Here is a 25,628-nt window from a genome sequence, read left to right as displayed (position 1 = left end):
TTAAGCCATGGCGAATCCTCGGCACCTGCTCAGCGCGGTGCCGCGATTCACCACCAGGCCCCCAGGAAGCCCATGCCCCTCTCCAACATCCGCATCATTCACCAGGACGCCGCCCTGCTGGTGGTCGACAAGCCCACCCTGCTGCTGTCGGTCCCCGGTCGCGCCGAAGACAACCGCGACTGCCTGGTGACCCGCCTGCAGGAAAACGGCTATCCCGAGGCGCGCATCGTCCATCGCCTGGACTGGGAGACCTCCGGCGTCATCGTGCTGGCGCGGGACGCCGACAGCCATCGCGAGCTGTCCCGGCAATTCCATGATCGCGAGACGGAAAAGGCCTACACCGCCCTCTGCTGGGGCGAGCCGGAGGCCAACAGCGGCCGCATCGAATTGCCGCTGCGCTACGACCCGCCGACCAAGCCGCGCCATGTGGTGGATCACGAACTGGGACGCCATGCGCTGACCTTCTGGCAGGTGCTGGAGCGTCACGGTCACTACAGCCGGGTGGAGCTCACGCCCATCACCGGTCGCTCCCATCAGCTGCGCGTCCATATGCTGAGCATCGGGCATCCGCTGCTGGGCGATCAGCTCTATGCCGAGGGCGAGGCGCTGGCGGCCCAGCCGCGCCTCTGCCTGCATGCCAGCCTGCTGACGCTGACCCATCCCGTCACGGGCGAGCGGATGAGCTTTACCAGTCCCGCACCGTTCTGAGCCTCGGCGCTGGCATACTGAGGCCCTCGACCAGAGGAGTGCCCGCTTGTCGCACTGGACGTCCTACTACACCGCCACCGCCGCGGGCGGACCGCGCGAGACCTTGCTGCAGGCCCTCTCACTCCGCGCGAATCCGCCGGGATTGGCGCTGGATCTGGGCTGTGGCATCGGCCACGACACCCTCGTCCTGCTGGAACGCGGCTGGCAGGTGCTGGCGGTGGATGCCGAGGCCGAGGCGCTGAGCACCCTGCGCGAACGCACGCCGGCCCGGCTGCAGACACGCCTGGAAACCCACCAGGCGCGCTTTGAAACGGTCGAAATTCCCCCCTGCGAGCTGGTCAATTCCAGCTTCGCCCTGCCCTTTTGCGCGCCTGAGCGCTTCCCGCTGCTCTGGACCGCGATCACCGCGGCGGTGCGCCCGGGTGGCCTGTTCTGCGGCCAGCTGTTCGGCGAGCGGGACAGCTGGGCCAGCAAGGGCGTGACGGTCGTCGACGCCGCGGCCCTGCAGCAGCTGCTCCGGGACTGGGACGTCCTCCTGCATCGGGAAGAGCAGGAGGACGGCCATACCGCGGTCGGGCGGCCCAAGCACTGGCACATCCATCACCTGGTGCTGCAGCGCCGCTGAGCCCTGAGGTGCCGCCCGGCCTGGGCGCTACGCTCGACTCCCCTCGGTCCAGAACCTAGACTGGACGCCTTGTCGTCCGGAGTCGTCCATGCGTACCGATCAGATCCAAGGCCTCATCGATTTCCTCTCCAGTTCGCCCACGCCCTTCCACGCCACCGCGACCCTCGCCCACCGTCTCGAAGCCGCCGGCTACCAGCGCCTGGACGAGCGCGAGAGCTGGTCCGTGCAGCCGGGTGGACGCTACTACGTCACCCGCAACGAGTCCTCGCTGATTGCCGTGCGCCTGGGTGCCCAACCGCTGGAGCGCGGCCTGCGCCTGGTCGGTGCCCATACCGACAGCCCCTGCCTCAAGGTCAAGCCGCAGCCGGAGCTGCAGCGGCAGGGCTTCTGGCAACTGGGCGTCGAGGTCTATGGCGGCATGCTGATGGCGCCCTGGTTCGACCGCGACCTGTCGCTGGCGGGCCGGGTGACCTATCGCGCCGAGGGCCGGGTGCAGAGTCGGCTGATCGACTTCCGCAAGCCGCTGGCGATCATTCCCAACCTGGCCATCCACCTCAATCGCGAAGCCAACCAGGGCTGGGCCATCAACGCCCAGAACGAGCTGCCGCCGATTCTCGCCCAGGTGCCGGCCGGCGAGCGGCGCGACTTTCGCGCCCTGCTGGCCGCGCGCCTGAAACGGGAACACGGCATCGGCGACGCCGAGGTGCTGGATTTCGAACTGAGCTTCTATGATGTCCAGCCCGCCGCCCTGATCGGGCTGGATGACGACTTCATCGCCGCCGCCCGCCTGGACAACCTGCTGTCCTGCTATGCCGGCCTGGAAGCCCTGCTGGCCGACGAGGGCGACGAGAACGCCGTGCTGGTCTGCACCGATCACGAGGAAGTGGGCTCTACCTCCTGCTGCGGCGCCGACGGTCCCTTCCTCGAACAGGTGCTGCAACGCCTGCTGCCCGCCGGGGATGCCTTTACCCGCACCCTGCAGCGCTCGCTGCTGATCTCAGCCGACAACGCCCATGGCGTGCACCCCAACTATGCCGACAAGCACGACGGCAACCACGGCCCGAAACTGAACGGCGGTCCGGTGATCAAGGTGAACGCCAACCAGCGCTACGCCACCAGCAGCGAAACCGCGGCCTTCTTCCGCGACCTCTGCCAGCGCGAAGGCGTGCCGGTACAGAGCTTCGTGGTGCGCAGCGACATGGGGTGCGGTTCCACCATCGGCCCCATCACCGCCGGGCAACTGGGGGTGCGCACCGTGGACATCGGCCTGCCCACCTTCGCCATGCACTCCATCCGCGAACTGGCCGGCAGCCACGACCTGGGCCATCTGATCAAGGTGCTGACGGCCTTCTATTCGAGCAGCGAACTGCCGCTCTGAAGCCGGACTAGTCCGGCACCTCGACCCTGACCTGGATGGCGTCGTGCCGCCAGAACTCCAGGTCGCAATCGATCAGTCGCCCCTGCTGGTCGTGGTTGATGCGGGTGATGTGCAGCGCCGGACTGCCCTGGGCCACCCGCAGCGCCTGGGCCGCCTCCGGCAGCAGCGCCGTGGGCAGGATCTCGAAGCGCACCTCGCCGTAGCGAATGCCGTAGCGGTCGCGATACAACTCGGTGAGGGAGCGCTGCAGGTCGTGCTCCAGCAAGCCCGGGAAATAGGCGGCATTGAGGTAGTGCTCGACATAGAGCACCAGCCGGCCGTCCACCCGGCGGACCCGGCGGATCTGGTAGACGCTGGACAGCGCCGGCAACTCCAGCAGACGACAGATCTCCGCGGATGCCAGCATCTGCCGCGCCGCCACCACCTCGGTCGCCGGCACCCGTCCCTGGGCTTCCACCATGGCGTGGAAATGGGTCCGCGCCAGAGGGTTGTAGGCCAGCCGCGGCGGCGCGACGAACCAGCCACGTCGCTCTTCGCGATAGATCAGCCCCAGCGCCTCCAGCTGCAGCAGGGCTTCGCGCAGGGTGATCCGGGTGGTGGCGAACAACTCGCTGAGCTGGCGCTCGGAAGGCAGCCGCTCCATCGCCGGCAGCAGGCCATGGGCGATCTGCTCCTGCAGCGCCTGGCGGATGGCACCGGCACCCGGTGCACTTCTTTGGACTAGACCAGTTTCGGATTGGTGCACCCGTAACGCCTCGACTAGGGTTTGTTGGGAGACTAAGACGGCCAGATGACCGCTTGGTGACGATTGCAGCGCCCGTGCCAGCGGTGAAACAGGGCGCATTGCCATCAAATCGTCATACCCCGGTCCTAGATTGGCCTATGTCTTGCTGACCTAGACCAAGCCCTAACACCTGGAGCACCCGTATGACCCGTCTGCTTGCTTCCTTGTTGGCCACTGCCGTTGCGCTACAGGCCGGTACCGCCTTCGCCGATACCGCCGATCTCAAATCCCTCGAAGCCGCCGCCCGCAAGGAAGGCGAGGTGAACAGCGTCGGCATGCCCGATACCTGGGCGAACTGGAAAGGCACCTGGCAGGACCTTGAGCAGAAATACGGGCTCAAGCACCAGGATACCGACATGAGCTCCGCCCAGGAGATCGCCAAGTTCGCCGCCGAAGGCGAGAACGCCTCCGCCGACATCGGTGACGTCGGTGCTTCCTTCGGCCCCATCGCCGTACAGAAGGGCGTTACCCAGCCCTACAAGCCGAGCACCTGGGACCAGGTACCGAGCTGGGCCAAGGACAGCGACGGTCACTGGGCGCTGGCCTATACCGGCACCATCGCCTTCATCGTCAACAAGCAGACCGTCAAGGACGTCCCCCACTCCTGGGCCGACCTGCTCAAGGGCAACTACAAGGTCACCATCGGCGACGTCAGCGCCGCCTCCCAGGCGGTGAGCGGCGTACTGGCAGCGGCCTATGCCAACGGCGGCGACGAGAAGAACATCAAGCCGGCGCTGGACTTCTTCGCCAAGCTGGCCAAGCAGGGGCGCCTGGCCTTCACCAACCCGGTGGTGGCCAACCTCGAGAAGGGTGAAGTGGAAGTCGGGGTGGTGTGGGACTTCAACGCCCTGAGCTATCGCGACCAGATCGATCGCTCGCGCTTCGAGGTGCTGATCCCCTCCGATGGCTCGGTGACCTCCGGCTACACCACCATCATCAACAAGTACGCCAAGCACCCCAACGCCGCCAAGCTGGCCCGCGAGTACATCTTCTCCGACGCCGGCCAAATCAACCTGGCCCAGGGTTATGCCCGGCCGATCCGCGCCGAGCACCTGACCCTGCCGGCCGATGTCCAGGCCAAGCTGCTGCCCCAGGCGCAATACGCCAAGGCCCGGCCCATCGCCGACGCCAAGGCCTGGGAGGAAACCTCCAAGCGCCTGCCGCGACTCTGGCAGGAACACGTTCTGATCAACATGCAGCAGTGACGCCATGAAGGTCATCCTGGTCGTGCTGGACGGACTCGCGCTGAGGGTCGCCGAACACGGACTCGGCTTTCTCCAGGCGCTCTGCCTGGCTGGCCGGGGTCGCCTCTACCGGTTGGAGTGCGAGTTGCCCTCGCTCTCCCGTCCGCTCTACGAATGCCTGCTCACCGGGGTGCCCCCGGTGAGCAGCGGCATCGTCCACAATGGCGTGGATCGGCTGTCCAACCAGATCAGCCTCTTCCATCTGGCCCAGGCCGCCGGCCTCACCACGGCCGCGGCGGCCTATCACTGGGTCAGCGAACTCTACAACCGCAGTCCCTTCGATCGGGCGCGGGACCGGCACGTCAGCAACCCCGCCCTGCCGATCCAGCACGGTCACTTCTATTACGCCGACCACTACCCGGATTCCCATCTGTTCGACGACGCCGAGCACCTGCGCCTGACCCAGGCGCCGGACATCCTGCTGGTGCATCCGATGAACATCGACGATGCCGGTCACCGGCACGGCCTCTCCAGCCCCGAATACCGCAATGCCGCGCGCCGCGCCGACGGCCTGCTGTCCCACTACCTGCCCGCCTGGCTGGACGCCGGCTACCAGGTGCTGGTGACCGCCGACCACGGCATGAACGACGACCGCAGCCACGGCGGGACGCTTCCGGAAGAACGCGAGGTGCCCCTGTTCGTCTTCGGCGCGGGCTTCTCCCTGGGCGAGGCCACACCGCGCCAGGTGGAGCTCTGCGGCACCGTCTGCACGCTGCTGGGCCTCGCCCACGACAAGCCCCTGTGCCGGGAGTTGCTGGCATGAAGCGGCCCTGGCTCGCCCTGCTGCTGATCCTGCCTTTCCTGCTGGTGTTCGGCGCCTTCCAGCTGGCGCCTCTGGCCTGGATCGCCTTCAACAGCTTCAATTCCAGCGAGAGCGGCTGGGGCCTCGGCAACTACGCCGAGATCCTCGGCTCGCCCTTCTACCTGCAGGCCATCCGCTTCTCCCTGGAGATCTCGCTCTGGTCCAGCGTCTGCGGGCTGCTCATCGCCCTGCTCGGCGCCTATTCGCTGACCCGCGTCGATTCGCGGTTGCGCAGCTTCGTGGTGGCCTTCACCAACATGACCAGCAACTTCGCCGGGGTACCGCTGGCCTTCGCCTTCATCATCCTGCTGGGCATCAACGGCTGCCTGACCCTGGCGCTCAAGCAATTCGGACTGATCGAAGGGTTCAACCTCTATACCAAGGGCGGCCTGATCCTCATCTACACCTACTTCCAGATTCCCCTGGGGGTGTTGCTGCTGTTCCCCGCCTTCGAAGCCCTCAAGCAGGACTGGCGCGACGCGGCGGCGCTGCTCGGCGCCGGCACCTGGCAGTACTGGCGGCACATCGGCCTGCCGGTGCTCAGCCCGGCGCTGGTTGGTACCTTCATCATCCTGCTGGCCAACGCCCTGGGCGCCTACGCCACCGTGTATGCCCTTACCGTCGGCAATTTCAACGTGGTGCCGGTGCGCATCGCCGCCCTGGTGTCCGGCGACATCTATCTGGAGCCCAACCTGGCCGCGGCGCTGGCCATGCTGCTGGTGGCCTTCATGACCCTGATCACCCTCGTCCATCAGTGGCTGCTACGGCGGAGTCGGCATGTCCAGAACTGAGCGCCTCTATCACCGGACAGTGGTCTGGATCCTGTTCCTGATCCTGCTCACGCCCCTGGCCGCGACCCTCGTCTATTCCCTGTCCACCCAATGGTCGGCGACCCTGCTGCCGGCGGGCTTCACCTTCAAGTGGTACCTGCAGCTGTGGAGCGAGCCGCGCTTTCTCGCCGCCTTCGGTCGCTCCCTGGCGATCTGCTTTGGCGCCCTGGCGCTGTCCTGCGTGCTGATCCTGCCGGCCATGTTCGCCGTCGCCTATCACTTTCCGCGACTGGATGCGCTGATGAACGTGCTGATCCTGCTGCCCTTCGCCGTACCGCCGGTGGTCTCGGCGGTCGGTCTGTTGCAGCTCTACGCGAGCGGTCCGCTGCCGCTGACCGGCACGCCCTGGATCCTGGTGTTCTGCTACTTCACCATCGCCCTGCCCTTCATGTATCGCGCCATCAGCAATAACCTCCAGGCGCTGAATCTGCGCGACCTGATGGACGCCGCCCACCTGCTCGGCGCCAGCTCCTGGCGCGCCGCCCTGCTGGTGGTGCTGCCCAATCTGCGCACCGGACTGATGGTGGCGCTGTTCCTGTCCTTCTCCTTTCTCATCGGCGAATTCGTCTTCGCCAACCTGCTGGTGGGAACGCGCTACGAGACGCTGCAGATCTATCTCTACAACCTGCGCAACGGCAGCGGCCACCTGACCAGCGCCCTGGTGATCTCCTACTTCCTCGCGGTCCTGCTGCTGACCTGGATCGCCAATCGCCTGAATCGGGAGCGGACATGAGCTATCTCGCGGTCAAGGGACTGCACAAGCGCTACGGCGCCAACACCCTGTTCACCGACATCGACTTCCATGCCGAACAGGGCGAACTGGTGACCCTGCTCGGCCCCTCGGGCTGCGGCAAGTCCACCCTGCTGCGCTGCCTGGCCGGACTCACCGAGGTCGACCGCGGCAGCATCGTGCTGGCCGGCCAGGACATCACCCGGCTGCCACCGCAGCGCCGCGGCATCGCCATGGTGTTCCAGAGCTACGCGCTGTTTCCCAACATGACGGTGGAGCAGAACGTCGCCTTCGGCCTGCGCATGCAGCGCCTGGCACGGGACGAGGTGCAGCAGCGCGTGCAGGAGGTCCTGACCCTGGTGGAACTGCAGGGCTTCGCCACGCGCTATCCACACCAGCTCTCCGGTGGCCAGTGCCAGCGGGTGGCCCTGGCCCGCTCGCTGATCGTGCGGCCGCGGCTGCTGCTGCTGGACGAACCCCTCTCGGCGCTGGATGCCCGCATCCGTCGCCACCTGCGCGAGCAGATTCGCGCCATCCAGCAGGAGCTGGGCCTGACCACGGTATTCGTCACCCACGACCAGGAAGAAGCCCTCACCCTGTCCGATCGCATCGTGCTGATGCGCGAGGGGCGCATCGTCCAGAGCGGCGATGCCGAGACCCTCTACACCGCGCCGGTGGATGCCTTCGCCGCCGGCTTCATCGGCAACTACAACCTGCTCAGCGCCGACCAGGCCAGCCGGCTGTTCGGCCAGACCTTCCAGGGACAGGTGGCGATTCGACCCGAGGCCATAAGGCTTGGCGTCGCCGGTGGTTTCAGTGGCCGTATCGTCGGCCACAGCCTGCTGGGCAACGTGATCCGCTACCGGATCGCCACCGAAGCCTGCGAACTCAATGTCGACGTTCTCAACCATGGCCCTTCGGCCTTGCAGGCGAACGGCACAGCCGTCACCCTGGCCGTCGATTCCGACAGCCTGAGAGAAGTGGCATGACCCTGGCGATTTTCGATCTCGACGAAACCCTTATCGACGGTGACTGTTCCAGCCTCTGGAGCCAGCAGATGGGCGTGCTCGGCTGGGTCGACCGCGAGTCCTTCGTGCGGCGCGACAGCGAGCTGATGGCGGCCTACGCCCAGGGCGAACTGGCCATGGAAGACTACATGGCCTTCCACCTCGAACCCCTGGTGGGCCGTAGGCCCGAAGAGGTGGATTTCGAGGTCGGTCCCTGGGTCGAGGACGTCATCGAACCGCTGATCTTCAGCGACGCCATGAAATGCATCGCCGCCCACCGCGCCGCTGGTGACCGGGTGATCATCGTCTCGGCCTCCGGGGTGCATCTGGTGGAGCCCATCGCCGAACGCCTGGGCGTGGAAGAGGTGCTGGCCATCGACCTGCAGGTCAGCCACGGCGTCTACAGCGGCCAGGTGGAAGGTGTCATGACCTTTCGCGAAGGCAAGCTGACCCGGCTGCTGGAACTGCTCGGCGGCGACCGTAGCCTGCTGGCTACCGCCAGCTTCTACTCCGATTCGCGCAACGACCTGCCGCTGCTCGAAGCGGTGGGCAAGCCGCACGCGGTCAACCCGGATCCGGTACTGCGCGAACGCGCGGCACAGGCCGGTTGGCCGATCCTGAGCTGGCGCTAACTCGCATCGCGGCCACTCCTCAGGTTGCCGCCGTCTTCGTAGGTTAGGTTGAGACGGCTCCATCGTCGAAGCCCAACGTCGCCGGCTCGAGGCGACACCTGTTGGGCTTCGCTGCGCTCAACCCAACCTACGACCGTTCCTATGGGTTGCCGGCGTCTTCGTAGGTTGGGTTGAGACGGCTCCATCGTCGAAGCCCAACGTCGCCGGCTCCGAGCGAGCGCTGTTGGGCTTCGCTGCGCTCAGCCCAACCTACGGCCGTTCCTCCGGGTTGCCGGCGTCTTCGTAGGTTGGGTTGAGACGGCTTTATCATCGTCGAAGCCCAACAATGCCGGCTCCGAGCGAGCCCTGTTGGGCTTCGCTGCGCTCAAGCCAACCTACGAACGCGCCCACAGGTTGCCGCCGTCCTCGTAGGTTGGGTTGAGACGGCTTTATCGTCGAAGCCCAACAATGTCGGCTCCAGGCAACACCTGTTGGGCTTCGCTGCGCTCAACCCAACCTACGGCGGACCGTACGAGCGGCCGCAGTAGCCGCGGTATCGATGCCTAGAAGGTCACTCCAGCCCCTCGTCCAGCACCAGCACCACCTTGCCATTCACCTCATTGCTTTCCAGGGCGGCAAAGGCGGCTTCGGCGTTCTGGGCGGCGAAGCGGCGTTCCAGATTGACGTTCAGCTTGCCTTCGGCAAACAGCGGCCAGACCCTGGCTTCCAGGGATCTCATGGTCTTCGCCTTGAATTCCACGGATCGGTTGCGCAGGGTCGAGCCGATGATGCGGATGCGCTTGCCCAGCACCTTGCCCAGATCCATCTCGGCCTGACGACCGCCCATGAGGCCGATCAGCACCCAGCGTCCATCCTGGCCCAGCAGGTCCAGGTTGAGCGACGCATAATTCGCCCCCACCGGATCGAGGATGACGTGGAAGGGAGCGAAATCGCGCAGGCCTTCCAGATCGGTCTTGCGCAGCACCCCGCCCTCGGCGCCGAGGCGCTCGCAATGCGCCAGGCGATCCTGGGAACCGACACTGACCCAGCAGGGATTGCCGAAGGCCTTGCACAGCTGGATGGCGGCCGAACCGACACCGCTGGCACCAGCATGCAGCAGCACCTTTTCGCCCGGCTGCAGCGCCGCCAGATCGAACAGGTTGCTCCAGGCGGTCGCCCAGACCTCGGGCAGCGCCGCGGCCTCGATCAGCGACAGCCCTTCCGGCACGGAAGCGGCCTGGCGCCCATCCACCACCACCTCGCTGGCCATCCCGCCGCCGGCCAGCAGTGCGCAGACGCGATCACCCACCTGCCAGCGCGAATCCGCGGTGGTCTCGCTGACCACCCCGGCGCATTCGAGGCCCAGGGTCGCCGGCGCGCCGGGTGGCGGCGGATAGTTGCCGGCCAGTTGCAGCAGGTCGGCACGATTGAGACCGGCGGCCGCCACCTTGATGCGAATTTCCCCGGGCGCCAGAGCGCGAGCGCTCAGTGACTGCCATTCCAGTTGCCCTTCGATACCTTGCAATGCGTTCACGGTGCCTCCATAGTGGCTCAGGCTTTGACGAAAAGCGCCTGCGCCGGCGGGTTCTGCGGGAGTCGAGCGGACCGGAAGACGCGGGGCTGTCACAGCCTTCCCCTCCGATCGCCGCTACCCTTCAGACCGCCGTCAGACGACTTTCGTCAGCGCCCGTCATACTTCCCCTGGCCGCGGAACCGCCCGGGCCGGGAAGGGCCTATAGCCTATTCCTTTCCGTGCATTAGTCGAATACACATGAAGCAGCTCTTGTCCCGTACCGCCCTCGTTGTCCTGCTTGGCGTCAGCGCAACGCCCCTCTTCGCCAAGCCCAACGCGCCGGTAGGCGCCGAGAAACTGCAACCCGACCGCGACCAGGTCATCGCCAGCCTCAACATCGTCGAACTGCTCAAGCGGCACCACTACAGCAAGCCGCCGCTCAACGATGCCCAGTCGATCAAGATCTACGACAGCTATCTGAAGATGCTTGATCCCGGCCGGCTGTATTTCAATGCCGCCGACATCCGCGAATTCGATGCCTCGCGCACCCGTTTCGACGACTACCTCAAGCAGGGCAATCTCGAACCGGGCTTCGCCATCTACCGCCGTTATGCCCAGCGCATGACCGAGCGGCTGAACTACGGCATTGGCCTGCTCAACGCCGGCATCGGCAAGCTCGACTTCAGTGTCGACGAGTCCTTCAACACCAATCGCGAGAAGGCGGCCTGGCCGGCGGACACCGCCGCGCTGGACGATCTCTGGCATCGCAAGCTCAAGGACGAGGTGCTGCGCCTGCGGCTGTCCGGCAAGACCGACCAGCAGATCCAGCAGCAGCTGACCAAGAGGTACAAGAATCAGCTGGCGCGCCTCAACCAGACCCGTGGCGAAGACGTCTTCCAGACCTACATCAACGCCTTCGCCGAGTCCTACGACCCGCACACCCAGTATCTCTCGCCGGAAAGCGCGGAGAACTTCGACATCAACATGAGCCTGTCGCTGGAAGGCATCGGTGCGGTGCTGCAGAACGACAACGACTACGTGCAGATCCTGCGCCTGGTCCCGGCCGGCCCTGCCGACAAGTCCAAGCAGATCGCTCCGGCCGACAAGATCGTCGGCGTCGCCCAGGGTGACGGCGAAATGGTCGATGTCATCGGCTGGCGCCTCGACGAGGTGGTCAAGCTGATCCGCGGGCCCAAGAACTCCAAGGTGCGCCTGGAGATCATCCCGGCGAGCAATGCGCCGAACGACCAGAAGACCAAGATCGTCACCATCACCCGCGAAGCGGTCAAGCTCGAAGAGCAGGCGGCGCAGAAGCACGTGATCGACGTGCCCCACGAGGGCAAGCACTACAAGCTCGGCGTGATCGACGTGCCGGCGTTCTACCTGGACTTCAAGGCCTATCGCGCGGGCGATCCGAACTACAAGAGCACCACGCGTGACGTGAAGAAGCTCATCGGCGAGCTGCAGAAGGAAAAGGTCGACGGCATCGTCCTCGACCTGCGCAACAACGGTGGTGGCTCGCTGCAGGAAGCCACCGAGCTGACCGGGCTGTTCATCGATCAGGGTCCCACCGTGCTGGTGCGCAATGGTGACGGCAAGGTCGAGGTGCTGGCCGACGACGAAGGCGGCGCCTTCTACAAGGGCCCCCTGACCGTGCTGGTCAATCGCCTGTCCGCTTCGGCCTCGGAGATCTTCGCCGGCGCCATGCAGGACTATCACCGCGCGCTGATCGTCGGCGGCCAGACCTTCGGCAAGGGCACCGTGCAGACCATCCAGCCGCTGAACCATGGCGAGCTGAAGCTGACCATCGCCAAGTTCTATCGCGTCTCCGGCCAGAGCACCCAGCATCAGGGCGTACTGCCGGACATCGATTACCCGGCGGTGGTGGACACCAAGCAGATCGGCGAGAGCGCCCTGCCCGACTCCATGCCCTGGGACACCATCGCCCCGGCGGTGACCGGCCTGAGCAATCCCTTCGCCAACTACCTGCCGGAACTGGTCAAGCGCCATGACGTGCGGGTGCAGAAGGATCCCGACTTCATCTTCGCTCGCGAGCGCCTGAAGCTGGCCCAGGAGCTGGCGGCGGACACCACCGTCAGCCTCAACGAGCAGAAGCGCCGGGCCGAGCAGACCGCCCTGGACAATCGCCAGCTGGCCATGGAAAACCAGCGGCGCCAGGGCAAGGGTGAAGCCCCGCTCAAGGAGCTGAAGAAGATCGACGAGGACAACCCGGCGATCGACGACGACAAGACCAAGCCGCAGGACGACGCCTACCTGATGGAGTCGGGTCATGTGCTGCTGGACTATCTCGACCTGAGCCAGACGCCACCCAAGCGCTGACATCAAAGCGTCATATCTCTGTCGTGAAATGCCCGGGGGTCGCCAAGTGCGACCCCCGGGCATTTTCGTTTCTGGGTTCCTGCAGGCTAACCATGACGCTTAACGACCAGGCTGGGGTGTTGGATCGCATTCTCGCCAACCGCGAGTTGCATTCGCTCTTTCAGCCCATCGTTTCGCTGAGCGAGCGACGCATCCTGGGCTACGAGGCGCTCATTCGTGGCGCCTCCAATACTCCGCTGCAATCCCCGCTGCCCCTCTATGCCACCGCGCGCCAGGCCGGTCGGCTGTCCGAACTGGAAATCGCCGCCCGCCAGCAGTCCTGCCAGACCTTTCGCGAACTGGCCCTGGATGGCCTGCTGTTTCTCAATGTCTGCCCGGAAACACTGCTGGAGCCGGCGCATCAGTCGGGCCAGACCCTCAAGCTGCTGCAGCGTCTGGGGCTCTCGCCGGCCCAGGTGGTGATCGAACTGACCGAACAGGCGCCCATCGATGACTTCGCGCTGCTGGCCACCGCCCTGCACCACTACCGTGCCATGGGCTTCTCCATCGCCCTCGACGATCTGGGCGCAGGCTATTCCAGCCTCCGGCGCTGGTCGGAGTTGCGCCCGGATTTCGTCAAGATCGATCGGCACTTCATCGAATCCATCCACCGCGATGCGGTGAAACGCGAATTCGTCGGCTCCATCCTGAAGATGGCCGAAGCCTCCCGGGCCCAGGTGATCGCCGAGGGCATCGAGACCCACGAAGAGCTGTCGACCCTGGCGAGCATGGGCGTCGATCTGGTACAGGGCTATCTGCTGGGCCGCCCGACGGCGGCCCCACCGCGCGAGATCCAGACCCTGCTGCCGGTGATAACCACCCGCAGCTCCGACTTCGCCGAGGAAGCGACCACCGTCGCCAGCCTCAGGGTCGAGCAGGTCGCGGTCGGCCAGGACATGCTGATCCCCGAGGTGCTGGAGCGCTTCCGCCTGCAACCCAGCCTCAATACCCTGGCGGTGGTGGACGAGGACGATCGCCCGGTGGGCATCGTTCATCATCACGAGCTGAGTTCGGCGCTGCTCAAGCCTTTCGCCCACGAGGTGTTCGCGCGCAAGCCCATCGCCCGGCTGATGAGCCAGGATTTCCTGGCCACCGAAACCAACCAGTCGCTGCAGCAGGTCAGCCGCCTGCTCACCGCGCGGGCACGCCAGCGCATCGAAGAGGATTTCATCATCACCGAGGGCGGCCGCTATGTCGGGGTCGGTCGGGTGATGGATGTCCTGCGGCTGATCACCGAGCAGCGCATCCAGCAGGCCAAGCACGCCAACCCCCTCACCCAGCTGCCCGGCAACGTGCCCATCCAGCAGTGCCTCACGCGCCTGCTGGATCAGCAGCGCGAAGCCGTGGTGTGCTACGTCGACATCGATGGCTTCAAGCCCTTCAACGATCTCTATGGCTACGCCAAGGGCGACGAGGTGTTGCTCTCCCTGGCGCAGACCCTCTCCGAACGCCTGGATCCGCAACAGGACTTCGTCGGCCATATCGGTGGCGACGACTTTCTGGTGGTGCTGGGTTCCGCGGACTGGCGCCAGCGACTCAACGGCCTGATGGCAGGCTTCCAAGAGCGCTGCCGGCACTTCTATCGCAGCGAGCACCTGGAAGCCGGCTGCTTTCTCGCCTACGACAGAGACGGCCGCCGCCGCGAGTATCCGCTGCTGTCGCTGTCATTGGGGGTCGTGGAGCTGGACAAGGAGGCCGGCAAGCGGGTGGATGCCAGCGGCCTGGCCGGCCTCGCCTCGGAAGCCAAGCGCAATGCCAAGAGGGTACCCGGCTACAGCCTGCATCTGATGCGGGCCTGAATCCTATTCGAGGCGATGGTCGGGATAGCGGTGGTCGAACACCCGGGTCACCTCGGCCGCGTGCCAGCTGACTGCATCGCTCACCGGCGGCGAGCCGTCCAGGACACCCAGGCGCAGGGCGCAGTCGAAGAAACCTTCACGAGGGATGCGCGTACCGCTCTGGCTCACCACCAGGGCACTGCGCAGCGGCCGGCCCTCGCGACGATCAAGGGCCGCCAGGTACTCCAACGCCGTGGTCAGGGTCACCATCGCCGGCTGGGGCAGTCCCAGCCGTTCGATCACCGAACGATAGGTCAGCAGGCTGCGGCTGCGCCGCGCACTTTCCAGTTCATCCAGCAAGGCCAGCCAGTGCTGGCGACTGATGCGTACGCTCAAGCCGTTCAGTCCCGCAGCTGATCGAGGGCGACACCCGCCGCCGGCCGTTCGTGCCGGTCGGGCAGCGCGGCCAGGGCCGCCTGCTGACTCGCGGTACGGTTGGCGCGCCAGGCCCGGAAGCCGTCCAGCTCGTCGCTGCAGGCCTTGCCGACCCAGGCCAGGACCGCGAGGTCGTCGAGCAGACCGAACATGGGTACCCAGTCGGGAATGAGGTCGATGGGCAGGAGGAAATAGACCAGGCCGCCGGCCACGGTCAGCAGCGTCTTGCGGCTGACCCCGCGGTACTCGCCACGCCACCAGGCCAGCAGCAACTGATGGAACAGCCCCAGGGTCTCACGGGCCTCGCCCAGCTTGAGTCCACGCTTGCTGGTCTTGCGCGCGACGCCGAGCAGCAGCGCCGGCAGGCGACCGCGGATCAGCAGGCGCTGGGCGATACCAAGATAGCGATCAAAATTCTTCGGCGGCTTCATGGACACCTCGAGCAATGGAGAACGATGGGCAGCGCCCCCTTTGGCACAGGGCTTTGCATCCCAGCTTTGATCGCACCGCTGCGTCAGGGTTTCCCGCCGCGCAACGTAAAACGCCCTGCAAGGCAGGGCGTCTGGTACAGCGGGAGCGGCTTACTTCTTGGCCGGGGCCTTTTCGGCAGCGGCCGGCGCATCGGCAGCCGGAGCGACCGGGGCGTCTTCGGCGTCCGCGGCAGCGGCGTCCTTGATGCTGAGCAGTTCCAGATCGAACACCAGCACAGAGTTGGCCGGGATCGCCGGGCTCGGGCTCTGGGCGCCGTAGGCCAGCTCGGAGGGGATGTACAGCTTGATCTTCTCGCCGACGTGCATCAGTTGCAGCGCCTCGACCCAACCCGGAATCACGCCGTTGACCGGCAGGTCGATCGGGGTGCCACGCTTGATGGAGCTGTCGAACACGGTGCCGTCGACCAGCTTGCCCTCGTAGTGCACGGTGACCACGTCGGTGGGCTTGGGCTGCGGGCCGTCGGCCTTCTTGACCACTTCGTACTGCAGGCCGGAAGCGGTGGTGATCACGCCAGGCTTCTTGCCGTTCTCTTCGAGAAACTTCTTGCCCGCCTTGGCGTTGTCTTCGCTGACCTTGGTCATCTTCTCTTCGGCGCGCTTCTGCAGGGCGGCGAAGGCTTCGGTCAGCTGCTGATCGGTCAGCTTCTGGTCCTTCTTGCCAACGGCGTCCTCGATACCCAGGGCAACAGCCTTGGGATCCAGGTCATCGATGCCTTCCTGGGCCAGACTTTTGCCCATGTTCAGGCCGATGCCGTAGGACGCCTTCTGGGCCGGGCTTTCCAGCTCGACCTTGGGCTTGGAGTCGCAGCCGCTCAGAACCAGACCCACCAGGGCCACCGCTGCTGCCAACCGATACTGTTTCATGTTGATTCCTTATCCGTGCGCATTATGCGCGTTCAAATAACTGATCGAGCTTACAAGGAGACCTGCTCGCTTGCCATCGTCAGGCCTCTAAATGGCTGCAAAGGATAAGATTTCAAGCTTAGGTCTGCCTGAACATCGCGTGAACGAGCGGCGGGCCGCCCCTGCGACGTCTTGTCCGGGGTGCCCGAGCAGTGGCGACCGACGCGAGTCCAGGCGCTAGACTAGCGCCTCCTTCAGTGCCTGCCAGAGACCTCCATGTTCGAGCCCAACGATCTGAATCGCCCGCCCCTCGACCTCGCCCGCGAATCGCGCAAGGTCGCCGGCTATGGCCTGCTGTACTCGGTGCTGCTGGCGATCGGCATCCTGCTCTATCATCACTGGGTGCCCAGCGCCTTCCCTGGCAGCCTCCTGGAAATGTCCCTGGCGCTGCCCATCATCCTGTTCGCCGGCAGCGCCGTGTACTACCTGAACATGGTGCGCAAGTGCGAGCGCCTGCAGCGCGAGGAAGACGAAAAAGCCGGCCAGGGCAAAACCAAGCGCCGCTAGCCGCGCTGAACGTCGCCGCCCGCGCCCGGTCGATTGCAGACCACGACCGGCGCTGGAGGCGCGATGCTAACCATCACCGATCTGCACAAGAGTTACCCGACGCCCCAGGGGCCGCTGCCGGTCCTGCGCGGCGTGGACCTCAGCCTGGCGCGGGGCGCGAGTCTGGCGCTCATGGGCGAATCCGGCAGTGGCAAGAGCACCCTGCTGCACCTGGTCGCCGGTCTCGACCGGCCTGACCGAGGCGATATCCAGGCCGCGGGCCGGGCACTCGCCAGCCTCAACGAGCGCGCTCTGGCCACCTGGCGCCGCGAGGGCATCGGGCTGATCTTCCAGCAATTCAATCTGATCGCCAGTCTGACGGTGGCCGACAATCTCGCCTTCCAGGCGCGACTGGCCGGGCGCCATGATCCGCGCTGGCAAGCCGAGCTGGCCGAACGCCTGGGCCTGACCGCCCTGCTGGAACGCTATCCAGAACAGCTGTCCGGCGGCCAGCAGCAGCGCGTGGCCCTCGGCCGGGCGCTCGCCTCCCGGCCACCCCTGCTGCTCGCCGATGAACCCACTGGCAATCTCGACGAAGCCAGCGGTGACCAGGCCCTCGCCTTGCTGCTGGAGCTGGTAGCCGAGACCGGCAGCAGCCTGCTGATGGTCACCCACAGCGCGCGCATCGCCAGTCATCTCGATCGTACCCTGCGACTGGAACGCGGACGTCTCGGCGGCGCGGCCGTGGGCCAGCCATGAGGCTGCTCTATTGGAGTCTGCGCAGCCTGGTCAGTCACTGGCGGCGCCATCCGCTGCAACTCGCCGGCCTGGTCGCCGGCCTGTGGCTGGCGACCGCGCTGCTGACCGGCGTGCTGGCGCTCAATGCCCAGGCCCGCCAGAGCTATGCCCAGGCCAGCGCCCTCTTCGGCGCCGACCAGTCGGGTCTTGAAGCCCCCGACGGCAAGCATTTTCCCCAGTCGCTGTTCGTCGAACTGCGCCGCCAGGGCTGGCCGGTGTCGCCCGTCCTGCAGGGGCGCCTGACCCTGGCCGAGCGCGAGGGCGCCCTGCCACTGCTGGGCATCGAACCGGTCAGTCTGCCCACCGATCGGGGCGTGGCGGCCAGCGCACCGCCCGAGGCCCTGTTCGACTTCCTTAGTCCGACCGGGACCACCTGGATCGCGCCGGAAACGCTGCGTGAATGGCGGCTGCAGGCCGGCGAGGTGCTGCATCGCGCCGATGGCCTGGCGCTGCCACCGTTGCAGCCGCGTCCCGGCCTGGCGCCCGGCACCCTGGTGCTGGACATCGGCCAGGCCCAGCGTCTGCTGGATGCGCCAGACCAGCTTTCCCGGCTGATCCTGCCAAAGACCTTCCAGCGTGCCCTGCCCACCCTGGACGGGGTCAATCTGCAACGGGTGGAGAACGACCAGGGCGCCGAACTGGACCGCCTGACCGACAGCTTCCACCTCAACCTCCTGGCGCTCGGCCTGCTGGCCTTCGCCGTCGGCCTGTTCATCGTCCATGCCGCGACCGGGCTGGCGCTGGAACAGCGCCGGGCCCTGCTGCGGACCCTGCGCGCCTGTGGCCTGTCGGCCGCGACCCTGGTGCTGGCGCTGACCCTGGAGCTGGCGCTGATCGCCCTGGTGGCAGGTGCCCTGGGGGTTGCCAGCGGCTATCTTCTGGCCGCCCTGTTGCTGCCCGACGTGGCGGCCAGCCTGCGGGGCCTCTACGGCGCCGAGATCGCCGGCAGCCTGACCCTGAGTCCGGCCTGGTGGCTGGCCGGCCTCGGCCTCAGCCTCGGGGGTGTTCTGCTGGCCGGTGCCGATGGTCTATGGCGCGCGGCGCGGCTACCGCTGCTGGCCCTGGCCCAGGGCGAGGCCTGGCGCGCCGCCCATGGCCGCTGGCTGCGTCGCCAGGCGCTGGGTGCCCTGCTGGTGGGCCTGGCGGCGCTGGTCCTGTGGCTGGGCGGCAACAGCCTGGCCAGCGGCCTGGCCCTGCTTGGTTGCCTGCTGCTGGCTGCCGCGCTGGCGTTGCCGCCGCTGCTGAGCGCCTTGCTGGATCTCTTGCTGAAGCGGGCAAGGCGGCCACTTTCGCGCTGGTTTCTGGCCGACGCCCGGCAGCAGTTGCCCGGACTGTCCCAGGCGCTGATGGCGTTGTTGCTGGCCCTGGCGGCCAATGTCGGCGCCGGCAGCATGACCGAGGGTTTTCGCCGCACCTTCGATGGCTGGCTCGACCAGCGCCTGGCCGCCGAACTCTATCTGCGCCCGCAGGACGCCGCCCAGGCGGCGACCCTGCTCGACTGGCTGCCCCGACAGCCCAGCGTACGCGCGGTACTGCCGGTGTACGAACGGGAGACAGGGATTCAAGGCCAGCCGTCCACCCTGAGCGGTATCCTCGACGCCGATCTCTATCGGCGACACTGGCCGCTGCTCGATGCCGGCGACGAGGCCTGGACGCCGTTCTTCGCCGGTGACGGCCTGATGGTCAGCGAGCAACTGGCCCGCCGCCTGGGGGTGGTCAAAGGGCAACGGGTGGAGCTGCAGGGTAGCCAGGGTCGCTGGTCCGCCCCGGTGCTCGCCACCTATGCCGACTATGGCAATCCGCGTGGCCACCTGCTGCTGCCCCAGGCCCGGCTGCGGGCGCTGTGGCCGGATGCCGTCCTGGTGCGCATCGTCATCCGCATGGCGCCGGCGCAGGTGGAGGCCCTGCGCAGCCAGCTGCAGCAGCGCTTCGGACTGGACGCCAGTCATTCCATCGACCAGGGTCAGCTGCGGCGCTATGCCGACCAGGTCTTCGAGCGCACCTTCAGCGCTACTGCGGCGCTCAATGCCCTGACCCTGGCGGTGGCCGGTCTCGCCCTGTTCATCGCCCTGCTCGGCCAGGCGCAACGCCGTCTCGGCCAGCTCGCGCCGCTCTGGGCGCTGGGCATCGAGCGTCCGCGGCTGATCCTGCTCAGCCTGGGCCAGTTGCTGGGGCTGGCCCTGCTGACCCTGGCGCTGGCCATCCCGTTGGGCATCCTGCTCGCCTGGTGCCTGGTGGCGGTGGTGAATGTCCAGGCTTTCGGCTGGCGATTGCCACTGCAGGTCTTTCCGGGCCAGTTGCTGGCGCTCTCCGCCATTGCCCTGCTGGCGACCCTGCTCGCGGCCGCCTGGCCCCTGCTTCGGCTGCAGCGCAGTCAACCGCTGGATCTGCTGCGAGAACTCGGTAATGAACGCTAAGGTCCTGCTGGTCGCATTCCTGCTGCTCACCGGTTGCGACGAGCAGCCGCCGTCCGCGGGCTTCGCCGGCCTCGGCCAGGGCAGCGAGAACTTCGCCGCGGTGGTGCCGGGCAAGGTCTTCAGCTTTCCGGCCGATCACGGCGCCCACCCGGATTTCCGCATCGAATGGTGGTACGTCACCGCCAATCTCAGCGATGCCCAGGGCCATCAATACGGCGTGCAATGGACGCTGTTCCGCAGTGCCCTGCGCCCAGGCGCCGACCAGCCCGGCTGGAGCAACGGCAACCTCTGGCTGGGCCATGCCGGTCTTACCAGCGAAACTCGCCAGTTCTCCGCCCAGACCCAGGGCCGCGGCGGCATCGGCCAGGCCGGGGTGACCGCCGCACCCTTTTCCGCCTGGATCGACGACTGGCGGCTGAGCGGAGACCTGAGCGGACGTGCCGAGGTTCAGGCCCAGGGTCCGGGCTTCGCCTATCGGCTGGAACTCGCCGCCACCGGTCCGCTGGTGCTCCAGGGCGAAGGCGGGGTGAGTCGCAAATCCACCAGCGGCCAGGCGTCCTACTACTACAGCCAGCCCTTCCTCCAGGCCGAAGGCGAGCTACAGATCGAAGGCCGGCGCGTGCCGGTCAAGGGCCTGGCCTGGCTGGACCGCGAATGGAGCAGCCAGCACCTGGCTGCGGACCAGCTCGGCTGGGACTGGTTTTCCCTGCATCTGGACGACGGTCGCCAACTGATGCTCTATCGCCTGCGCCAGGCCGACGGCCAATACTATCTGTTCGGCAACCTGATCAGCGCCGACGGCCACAACCAGCCCCTGCAACCCGGCGATATCCGCCTGGCACCGGAGTCCACTCACAGCGTCGCCGGACGCGAGGTGCCGGTACGCTGGTCCATCGCCCTGCCGGGGCGGCAGCTCGATCTGCATATCGCGGCGATCAACCGCGATGCCTGGATGGCCCTGGGCACGCCCTACTGGGAAGGTCCGGTCAGGGTGGAGGGCAGCGCCAAGGGGGTGGGCTATCTGGAAATGACGGGGTACTGATAAAAGCTGCGAAACGCGCCCTGGCCGCATCTCGCATCGGAACTCCCACCCCTGCTCCCGCCTCGAATCCTTACCTACCCCTGCCGTCGCGCAGGGCTCGTTAGCGTGATAACCGAGGTGTGTCGATGAATGTCAAAGAGCTGAATCAGCAGGTCAAGGCCGGCGCGGTCAAGGAAGTCAATCTGGTGTCCATGGAAGGCGGCTCCTACGTCATCCATGCCCTGGTGGAAGGCACCTCGGTACCGGTCGCCGACGACAAGGGCGCGACCCTGCACGTGGCCTCGGTGGAAGAAGCCCGGCGTATCCTCGACGACGTCAAGGAGGTGCGCCTGTTCATCGCCCAGCCAGCGGTCTATGAAGAGATGGTCGGCCAGCCGGTGAGCCAGACCGACTCCCGCGAAGAGATCCCGCTGCGCTCGAAGATCGAGAATCGCTGAGCCGCACTCCTCTGCCGTCGCCGGCTGCCGACGGCGACGCCTCCCCGTCATGACAAAGACCTCCCCGACCGGCGTCATTCCCTAGCGATCTGGCCATGCCACGTACCCGTCCAAGGCCTATTGTTATATTATAACAATTTTACGCTCGCTTGAGGATAACGCCATGTCCGTTGCTAGTCCTGCCCATGCGCCTGCCCGCTCCAACGAAGAGATCGCCTGCCTCGCCGGGGCCAAGGCTGCGCTGCACACCTGGGCGGCGACCGTCGCCACCCGCGATGTGGAAGCGATTCTTGCGCTCTATGCGCCCGACGCCATCCTGGTGCCGACGCTTTCCAACGAGGTGCGGGACAGCGAGGACAGCCGGCGCGAATATTTCCGCAATTTCCTCGCCAACGAGGGGCTGGTGTGCGACGTGGAGATCTTCAAGAAGAGGGTCAGCAGCAAACTCAGCACCGTGGTGGTCGGCGGCCTCTATGTCTTCCACTATCGCGATGGCGAGCAGGTCATCAGTGTGCCCGCACGCTTTCTCTTCACCTTCGAGCAGATCGACGGCCGCTGGCTGATCACCGGCCACCATTCCTCCCGAGAGGCCTGATCCAGAGCGGTTGCATTTTGTAAAACTGCATTCCTTGCCGAATGTGCGCGAGTTCGAAATCCTGTCCTGGTGACCCGGGCCCCTCTGACGGTATGTGCCGCCATGTCGAGTCATAGTCTTGAAACTTGACTAAGGAGGGGCTCATGAACGCCCTGCATGCATTCTTCTTCGCCGACTTCCTCGGCACCGCCACCTGGATGTGGCTGACCTTCTTCGCCGTCGTCATCGCCCTGCTGGCCTTCGATCTGGGTGTCCTCCACAAGGAGAACAAGCCCATCGAGGTCAAGGAGAGCCTGCTGCTGTCCGCAGGCTACATCACCGCGGGCCTGCTGTTCGCCCTCTTCGTCTGGCAGCTCAAGGGCGCCGACGCCAGTCTCGACTACGTCACCGGCTTCCTGATCGAGAAGTCGCTGTCCATGGATAACGTCTTCCTCATGGCGGTGATCTTCGGCTTCTTCGCCATCCCGCGGGAATACCAGCACCGGGTGCTGTTCTGGGGCATTCTCGGGGTGATCGTGCTGCGCGCCATCATGATCGGCCTGGGCGCCGCCCTGATCCACCAGTTCGACTGGATCCTCTATATCTTTGGCGCCTTCCTGGTGATCACCGGGGTCAAGATGCTGTTCGCCAAGGTGGACGAAGAGCCCAAGCTCGACGACAACTTCTTCATCAAATTCCTGCGCAAGAAGCTGCGGGTGACCGACGAGCTGCACGGCCAGCATTTCTTCGTGCGCCAGCCCGATGCCAGCGGCAAGACGGTGCTCTGGGTGACGCCGATGTTCCTGGCGCTGATCGTGATCGAGTGCGCCGACCTGGTGTTCGCGGTGGACAGCGTGCCGGCGATCTTCGCCATCACCCAGGATCCCTTCATCGTCTACACCTCCAACGTCTTCGCCATCCTCGGCCTGCGCGCTCTGTACTTCGCCCTGGCGGCGATGATCCATCGCTTCGCCTATCTCAAGTACGCCCTGGCGCTGGTGCTGGTGTTCATCGGCTGCAAGATCTTCCTGGTGGGCATCATCGGCAAGATCCCCCCGGCGATCTCCCTGAGCGTGACCCTGGGCCTGCTGGCCGGTGGCGTGCTGGTGTCGCTGTACAAGACCCGCAGCGAGGCCAAGCCCACCGCTGTGGGTCATGAACCGCGCGACTCCCTGAACAAGCCTTCGTGAAGGAGCGGACGATCATGACTACCAGAGCCATCCTCGGACTCGCCGGCATCCTCCTGCTACTCGGTCTCGGCGGTTGCGACAGTGCCGAGAAGGCCGCGGACAATTTCGCCACCAAGGTGGAAGAAGCCGCCCGTGAACAGGCGCGGGAAACCCTCGGCGGCACCCTCGACGAGCTGAACAGGAAGGTCGACGAGGCCCAAAATCAGGGCCGCGCCTGGCTGGATCAGCATCGGCCGAAGCAGGAAACGGAAGAGGCGGCACCGCCCAGGGCCAACCGGCCGGTGGAGGGCGTCGAAGCCTGAGCCTTCAGCAATGCCCGCAGGTTGGGTTGAGACGGCTCCATCGTCGAAGCCCAACAGGGGCCGCACCGACGCTAGGCTGTTGGGCTTCGCTGACGCTCAACCCAACCTACGACGGGTCATCCAGCGGATGATCGTAGGTTGGGCTGAGACAGCTCCATCGTCGAAGCCCAACAGGAGCCGCACCGACGCTAGGCTGTTGGGCTTCGCTGACGCTCAACCCAACCTACGACGGGTCATCCAGCGGATGATCGTAGGTTGGGCTGAGACAGCTCCCTCGTCGAAGCCCAACAGGGGCCGCACCGAAGCTAGGCTGTTGGGCTTCGCTGACGCTCAACCCAACCTACGACAGGTCATCCAGAGGCGAGGATCTTAGGTTGGGTTGAGACGGCTCCATTGTCGAAGCCCAACAGGCCCGTACCAGGGCGGAAGGTATTGGGCTGAGGCTCAGAATACCGCCAGGATCTCCTGCCTGTGCATCTTGCCTTCCACGGTCACCGCCACCTCATCGCCCTCCTCCCGCCCGAGCAATGCCTGACCCAGGGGTGCGCGGGGCGAGATCACCAGGACATCGTGGCCATCCAGCCTGACCTTGAGTCCTGCCGCATCCGGACCGAGGAACAGCCAGCGACTGGCCGTCGCGGTGGTCAGCTCGATCAGGGCGCCGACGCGAATGCCGTCGCTCATGGCCACGGGTGTCAGCGCCCGGTAGGCGGCCAGGGCCAGCTCGATCTCGTGCAGACGGCGGCGTTGACCATCGGCCAGGTAGGCCGCTTCCAGACCGCGGGTGTCGTACTTGTTCTCGGCCTTGCTTTCGCTGTGGGTGGCCGCCTCGTGGCTGGCCGCCAGCTGCTGGCTGATGACGTCACGGTCGGCTTCCAGGGCCTGAAGAATGAGGGGAAGCAGTCGAGCTTTATCCATGAAACGGTCGCCGGGGCAAAGGGTGCGAGCCGAAGCTCGGTACGAAAAGTCGCCGAGCGACGGTCAGGCGAGGCCTAGGCGGCCCCACGAAAAAGCTGAGGAAGCGGACCGGGCTCGCGACCGAGTTTACGAGTGGTAGATGAGCATTCCGAAGCCTTTTTCAACGAAGCGTCACCGAGCGCAGGCATTTTTCGCAACGAGCCTAAGGCCTAACGCCGCGTCCCGCCAGCACCCCGGTGCGCCTGTCCGCCCACCAGAACCCGCGCGCGGGCCGCCGGTCAGTACAAGGCACGATGTAACAGGACATAACAGATGCGCACCCGTACCGGACTCACCCTTCTGGCCCGCGGCGGCTATGCCGCCCGCGGTCTCGTCTACCTCATCATCGGCGTCCTGGCGCTGCTGGCCGCTCGCGGCTCCGGCCAACCGGCGGACAGCCACGACAGCCTGGAGGCCCTGCTCGCCCAGCCCTTCGGGCATTTCCTGGTCGGCCTGGTGGTGGTCGGACTGGTCGCCTTCGCCGCCTGGCGCATCCTCCAGGCTATCCGCGATGTCGACGATCATGGCAGCAAGCCCAAGGGGCTGGTGATCCGCGCCGGCCTGCTGGTGGGCGGCATCACCTACGGCGCCCTGGCCTTCTTCGCCCTGGGCCTGCTTATCAGCGGTCTGCGCCAGAGCGGTAGCTCAGGTGGGGAAACCAACGACCTGCTGCAGACGATCCTCGGCTGGCGCTATTCCAATCTGCTGGTCTACGTCGCCGCACTGATCCCCCTGGGCGTAGGCCTCGCCCATTTCGTGAAAGGCTGGAAGGCCAGCTTCGAGCGTTATCTGGAAGCCAGTCCGGAACAGCTGCGACTGATCCGGCCCATCGGTCGCTTCGGCCTGATCGCTCGGGGCGTGGCGTTCGTCGAGATCGCCGTCCTGCTGGTAGTCAGCGGCTCGCGCTACCAGGCGCTGCACCCGCCGGGCATGAAGGACGCCCTGAACGGCCTGCAGAATCTGCCCTTCGGCGGACTGGTCCTGTCGGTGGTAGGCCTGGGCCTGATCGCCTTTGCCCTCTACAGCTTCGCGGAAGCCTGGTGGCGGCGCATCGAGATGGACCTGCCGGATGTGGGCGGATCGCTGCGCCAGGTGCTGCCGCGCTAGACCCGCGCCAGACGTTCATACAGCGCGCGCCAGTGGCTGGGTGGCTGCCCGTCCGCAACACGTGGTAGTCGTCCGGACAGTGAACGAAAGACGGTTGGCG

At 66.1% G+C, this 25,628-nt stretch carries 26 protein-coding genes; 20 read left to right on the top strand and 6 right to left on the bottom strand.

Annotation, left to right across the window (positions count from 1 at the left end; genetic code table 11):
- The first annotated feature begins 72 nt into the window (after window positions 1-72).
- The 3 genes from QE393_RS06295 to QE393_RS06285 all read left to right on the top strand — a co-directional run bounded on the left by QE393_RS06295 (window position 73) and on the right by QE393_RS06285 (window position 2,711).
- Entirely contained in the window at window positions 73-708 is a 636-nt protein-coding gene (locus QE393_RS06295) for an RluA family pseudouridine synthase (RefSeq protein WP_183630400.1), read from the top strand.
- A gap of 46 nt (window positions 709-754) precedes the next feature.
- Entirely contained in the window at window positions 755-1,333 is a 579-nt protein-coding gene (locus tag QE393_RS06290) for a class I SAM-dependent methyltransferase (RefSeq protein ID WP_310042622.1), read from the top strand.
- Window positions 1,334-1,421: 88 nt separating this feature from the next.
- On the top strand, window positions 1,422-2,711 hold the full coding sequence (locus tag QE393_RS06285) for a M18 family aminopeptidase (RefSeq protein WP_273809574.1): 1,290 nt from the start codon (window positions 1,422-1,424) through the stop codon (window positions 2,709-2,711).
- A gap of 7 nt (window positions 2,712-2,718) precedes the next feature.
- On the opposite strand, the gene QE393_RS06280 is transcribed toward QE393_RS06285, so the two are convergent.
- Window positions 2,719-3,456 carry a UTRA domain-containing protein gene (locus QE393_RS06280; RefSeq protein WP_183630403.1) on the bottom strand — a complete coding sequence of 246 codons (738 nt, stop codon included), beginning with the start codon at window positions 3,454-3,456 and terminating at the stop codon, window positions 2,719-2,721.
- Between the two features lie 182 nt (window positions 3,457-3,638).
- On the opposite strand from QE393_RS06280, the gene QE393_RS06275 reads away from it, so the two are divergent.
- Genes QE393_RS06275 through QE393_RS06250 form a run of 6 tightly spaced genes read left to right on the top strand, consistent with a single transcriptional unit; the run spans window position 3,639 to window position 8,740 of the window.
- On the top strand, window positions 3,639-4,700 hold the full coding sequence (locus QE393_RS06275) for an ABC transporter substrate-binding protein (protein ID WP_183630404.1): 1,062 nt from the start codon (window positions 3,639-3,641) through the stop codon (window positions 4,698-4,700).
- Between the two features lie 4 nt (window positions 4,701-4,704).
- Window positions 4,705-5,502, top strand: coding sequence for an alkaline phosphatase family protein (locus QE393_RS06270; protein WP_273809571.1), 798 nt, complete (start codon window positions 4,705-4,707; stop codon window positions 5,500-5,502).
- On the top strand, window positions 5,499-6,332 hold the full coding sequence (locus QE393_RS06265; protein WP_183630406.1) for an ABC transporter permease subunit: 834 nt from the start codon (window positions 5,499-5,501) through the stop codon (window positions 6,330-6,332). The genes QE393_RS06270 and QE393_RS06265 overlap by 4 nt, the downstream gene beginning before the upstream one ends.
- The gene (locus QE393_RS06260) at window positions 6,319-7,104 is read left to right on the top strand and encodes an ABC transporter permease (RefSeq protein ID WP_273809568.1); all 786 of its coding nucleotides are present in this window, start codon (window positions 6,319-6,321) and stop codon (window positions 7,102-7,104) included. The genes QE393_RS06265 and QE393_RS06260 overlap by 14 nt, the downstream gene beginning before the upstream one ends.
- The gene (locus tag QE393_RS06255; protein WP_183630408.1) at window positions 7,101-8,090 is read left to right on the top strand and encodes an ABC transporter ATP-binding protein; all 990 of its coding nucleotides are present in this window, start codon (window positions 7,101-7,103) and stop codon (window positions 8,088-8,090) included. The genes QE393_RS06260 and QE393_RS06255 overlap by 4 nt, the downstream gene beginning before the upstream one ends.
- Window positions 8,087-8,740 carry an HAD family phosphatase gene (locus tag QE393_RS06250; protein ID WP_273809565.1) on the top strand — a complete coding sequence of 218 codons (654 nt, stop codon included), beginning with the start codon at window positions 8,087-8,089 and terminating at the stop codon, window positions 8,738-8,740. The genes QE393_RS06255 and QE393_RS06250 overlap by 4 nt, the downstream gene beginning before the upstream one ends.
- Before the next feature lie 550 nt (window positions 8,741-9,290).
- On the opposite strand, the gene QE393_RS06245 is transcribed toward QE393_RS06250, so the two are convergent.
- Window positions 9,291-10,253: an NAD(P)H-quinone oxidoreductase gene (locus QE393_RS06245; protein ID WP_273809564.1), complete on the bottom strand. Its 963-nt coding sequence runs from the start codon at window positions 10,251-10,253 to the stop codon at window positions 9,291-9,293.
- Between the two features lie 237 nt (window positions 10,254-10,490).
- On the opposite strand from QE393_RS06245, the gene QE393_RS06240 reads away from it, so the two are divergent.
- Both QE393_RS06240 and QE393_RS06235 read left to right on the top strand, forming a co-directional pair.
- Entirely contained in the window at window positions 10,491-12,572 is a 2,082-nt protein-coding gene (locus tag QE393_RS06240) for a carboxy terminal-processing peptidase (RefSeq protein ID WP_273809563.1), read from the top strand.
- Window positions 12,573-12,664: 92 nt separating this feature from the next.
- Window positions 12,665-14,410, top strand: coding sequence for a bifunctional diguanylate cyclase/phosphodiesterase (locus QE393_RS06235; RefSeq protein WP_310042614.1), 1,746 nt, complete (start codon window positions 12,665-12,667; stop codon window positions 14,408-14,410).
- 3 nt (window positions 14,411-14,413) lie between these two features.
- Here QE393_RS06235 and QE393_RS06230 read toward each other — a convergent pair whose 3' ends face one another.
- The 3 genes from QE393_RS06230 to QE393_RS06220 all read right to left on the bottom strand — a co-directional run bounded on the left by QE393_RS06230 (window position 14,414) and on the right by QE393_RS06220 (window position 16,179).
- Window positions 14,414-14,785 (bottom strand): hypothetical protein, encoded by a 372-nt coding sequence (locus QE393_RS06230; protein ID WP_273809561.1) that lies wholly within the window; start codon window positions 14,783-14,785, stop codon window positions 14,414-14,416.
- Between the two features lie 5 nt (window positions 14,786-14,790).
- Window positions 14,791-15,255: a YkvA family protein gene (locus tag QE393_RS06225; RefSeq protein WP_133859355.1), complete on the bottom strand. Its 465-nt coding sequence runs from the start codon at window positions 15,253-15,255 to the stop codon at window positions 14,791-14,793.
- Between the two features lie 150 nt (window positions 15,256-15,405).
- Window positions 15,406-16,179 carry an FKBP-type peptidyl-prolyl cis-trans isomerase gene (locus QE393_RS06220; protein WP_310042610.1) on the bottom strand — a complete coding sequence of 258 codons (774 nt, stop codon included), beginning with the start codon at window positions 16,177-16,179 and terminating at the stop codon, window positions 15,406-15,408.
- A gap of 255 nt (window positions 16,180-16,434) precedes the next feature.
- Here QE393_RS06220 and QE393_RS06215 point away from each other — a divergent pair, with 255 nt between their 5' ends.
- The 8 genes from QE393_RS06215 to QE393_RS06180 all read left to right on the top strand — a co-directional run bounded on the left by QE393_RS06215 (window position 16,435) and on the right by QE393_RS06180 (window position 23,464).
- Window positions 16,435-16,725, top strand: coding sequence for a hypothetical protein (locus tag QE393_RS06215; protein ID WP_310042608.1), 291 nt, complete (start codon window positions 16,435-16,437; stop codon window positions 16,723-16,725).
- 63 nt (window positions 16,726-16,788) lie between these two features.
- Complete coding sequence (locus tag QE393_RS06210; protein WP_310042606.1) at window positions 16,789-17,463, top strand: ABC transporter ATP-binding protein; 675 nt, start codon at window positions 16,789-16,791, stop codon at window positions 17,461-17,463.
- A complete protein-coding gene (locus QE393_RS06205) occupies window positions 17,460-19,919 on the top strand; it encodes an FtsX-like permease family protein (RefSeq protein WP_310042603.1) in 2,460 nt (819 codons plus the stop codon). The genes QE393_RS06210 and QE393_RS06205 overlap by 4 nt, the downstream gene beginning before the upstream one ends.
- A complete protein-coding gene (locus QE393_RS06200) occupies window positions 19,909-20,961 on the top strand; it encodes a lipocalin-like domain-containing protein (RefSeq protein WP_310042601.1) in 1,053 nt (350 codons plus the stop codon). Before QE393_RS06205 ends, QE393_RS06200 begins: the two co-directional genes overlap by 11 nt.
- Before the next feature lie 125 nt (window positions 20,962-21,086).
- Entirely contained in the window at window positions 21,087-21,398 is a 312-nt protein-coding gene (locus QE393_RS06195; protein WP_133859361.1) for a DUF6482 family protein, read from the top strand.
- 163 nt (window positions 21,399-21,561) lie between these two features.
- Window positions 21,562-21,993: an SgcJ/EcaC family oxidoreductase gene (locus QE393_RS06190; protein WP_133859362.1), complete on the top strand. Its 432-nt coding sequence runs from the start codon at window positions 21,562-21,564 to the stop codon at window positions 21,991-21,993.
- 143 nt (window positions 21,994-22,136) lie between these two features.
- Window positions 22,137-23,162 carry a TerC family protein gene (locus QE393_RS06185; protein WP_310042598.1) on the top strand — a complete coding sequence of 342 codons (1,026 nt, stop codon included), beginning with the start codon at window positions 22,137-22,139 and terminating at the stop codon, window positions 23,160-23,162.
- 14 nt (window positions 23,163-23,176) lie between these two features.
- Complete coding sequence (locus QE393_RS06180) at window positions 23,177-23,464, top strand: hypothetical protein (RefSeq protein ID WP_310042596.1); 288 nt, start codon at window positions 23,177-23,179, stop codon at window positions 23,462-23,464.
- A 444-nt stretch (window positions 23,465-23,908) separates the two neighbouring features.
- On the opposite strand, the gene QE393_RS06175 is transcribed toward QE393_RS06180, so the two are convergent.
- Entirely contained in the window at window positions 23,909-24,382 is a 474-nt protein-coding gene (locus QE393_RS06175; RefSeq protein WP_273809548.1) for a GreA/GreB family elongation factor, read from the bottom strand.
- 312 nt (window positions 24,383-24,694) lie between these two features.
- Here QE393_RS06175 and QE393_RS06170 point away from each other — a divergent pair, with 312 nt between their 5' ends.
- Window positions 24,695-25,528, top strand: coding sequence for a DUF1206 domain-containing protein (locus QE393_RS06170; RefSeq protein WP_310042593.1), 834 nt, complete (start codon window positions 24,695-24,697; stop codon window positions 25,526-25,528).
- Window positions 25,529-25,628 lie beyond the last annotated feature (100 nt).

It is taken from the genome of Pseudomonas sp. SORGH_AS_0211 (genome assembly GCF_031453455.1).
GTDB lineage: Bacteria > Pseudomonadota > Gammaproteobacteria > Pseudomonadales > Pseudomonadaceae > Chryseomonas > Chryseomonas aestiva.
Note: the sequence above shows the minus strand (reverse complement) of the source record. Positions and strands in the feature narration are given on the sequence as shown.